2 protein-coding genes and 1 pseudogene are annotated in these 1,361 nt (G+C 70.2%); all 3 read left to right on the top strand.

Annotated elements, in window-relative coordinates; genetic code table 11:
* On the top strand, positions 1-779 hold a 779-nt coding region (locus tag ACRDSQ_RS33425; protein WP_431426736.1), incomplete at its 5' end, for an IS3 family transposase.
* A gap of 65 nt (positions 780-844) precedes the next feature.
* Complete coding sequence (locus ACRDSQ_RS33420; protein ID WP_431426734.1) at positions 845-1,099, top strand: transposase; 255 nt, start codon at positions 845-847, stop codon at positions 1,097-1,099.
* Positions 1,096-1,361, top strand: a pseudogene (locus tag ACRDSQ_RS33415) (hypothetical protein); the annotation flags it as partial. The gene ACRDSQ_RS33420 and the pseudogene ACRDSQ_RS33415, both read left to right, overlap by 4 nt.

Raw genomic sequence — 1,361 nt, 5'->3', positions numbered from 1 at the left:
GGGCCGAGGTCGACGCCGCGGTGAAGGCGTCCTTCGACGACTCGGGGGGAACGCCAGGCACCTACGGCTCGCCGCGGGTGTGGGAGGACCTCGTCGCCGCCGGGTGGAAGGTGTCGCTCAACACGGTGGCCGACTCGATGGCCCGCCAGGGCCTGCAGGGCCGGTGCCCGAAACGAAAGCGGCGCTCGTTGACCCGCCCCGACAAGGCGGCCGCACCCGTCCCTGACCTTCTGCGCCGGGACTTCGGCGCCGAGGCCGTCAATCAGCGCTGGTGCGGGGACCTGACCGAGATCCCTACCGATGAGGGCAAGCTCTACCTGGCCACCGTCGAGGACCTCGCCAGTCGACGCCTGCCCGGCTTCGCCCTCGGCGAGCACCACGACGCGGCGCTGGCCAGAGCCGCCCTGTGCATGGCCGCCGCCGTACGCGGTGGCAACGTCGCCGGCGTCATCTTCCACACCGACAAGGGCGCCGAGTACACCGGCGATGTCTTCGCCCGAGCCTGCGACGCCTTGGCGGTGACGCAGTCCATGGGCCGCGTCGGCTCGGCCCTGGACAACGCAGCGGCCGAGAGCTTCAACTCGACACTGGAGCACGAGCTGTTGTCACGCCGACGTTTCGCCACCCGCGACCAAGCCCGCCGCGAGGTCGCCACCTACATCGACGCCTACAACACCCGGCGTCGGCACAGCTCGGCCGAGATGCTCCCGCCCGTCGTCTACGAGTCCGTTCTCGCCCGGCGGGCCGCCGAATCGGCGCCAACGAACCGGGCGGCGTGAAAACCTCCCTCTCAGATCGCTTCTGCGGCCCTCGATCCGATCGGGTGGCATCAGGGAGCGGGCGAATGAGAGGCTCGACCAGCTATCAGCAGCCCTCCACGAAAACGGGGGAAGCCCAGGCCAGAGACCTGGGGATCCACCCCGGGACGCTGGGCAACTGGGTCGACCGGGACCGGGTCGAGCGCGGCGACAAGGAAGGTCTGAGCGTCGACGAGCGTGCCCGCCTCCACCAGCTCGAGCGGGAGAACGCCGAGCTGCGCATGGAGCGTGATGTCCTCAAGCGCTCCGTGGTCCTGTGGGTCAAGGAGGCGACGCGATGACCGTGGCATCGTTCGTCGCCGCCCAGAGGGCCGAGCACGGCGTTTCCCACGCGCTGTCCTGTCGGGCGCTGGATGTGAGCGAGTCGTGGTTCTACAAGTGGCACCACCGCCCACCGACTGCCCGTGAGCAGCGTCGGGCCGAGGTCGACGCCGCGGTGAAGGCGTCCTTCGACGACTCGGGGGGAACGCCAGGCACCTACGGCTCGCCGCGGGTGTGGGAGGACCTCGTCGCCGCCGGGTGGAAGGTGTCGCTCAACACGGT

This window comes from Actinokineospora sp. (genome assembly GCF_050699995.1).
GTDB lineage: Bacteria > Actinomycetota > Actinomycetes > Mycobacteriales > Pseudonocardiaceae > Actinokineospora.
Note: the sequence above shows the minus strand (reverse complement) of the source record. Positions and strands in the feature narration are given on the sequence as shown.

Excerpts from the sequence above, each read along its gene's own strand:
- ACRDSQ_RS33420 (WP_431426734.1), top strand. The coding sequence starts at position 845 with ATGAGAGGCTCGACCAGCTATCAGCAGCCCTCCACGAAAACGGGGGAA.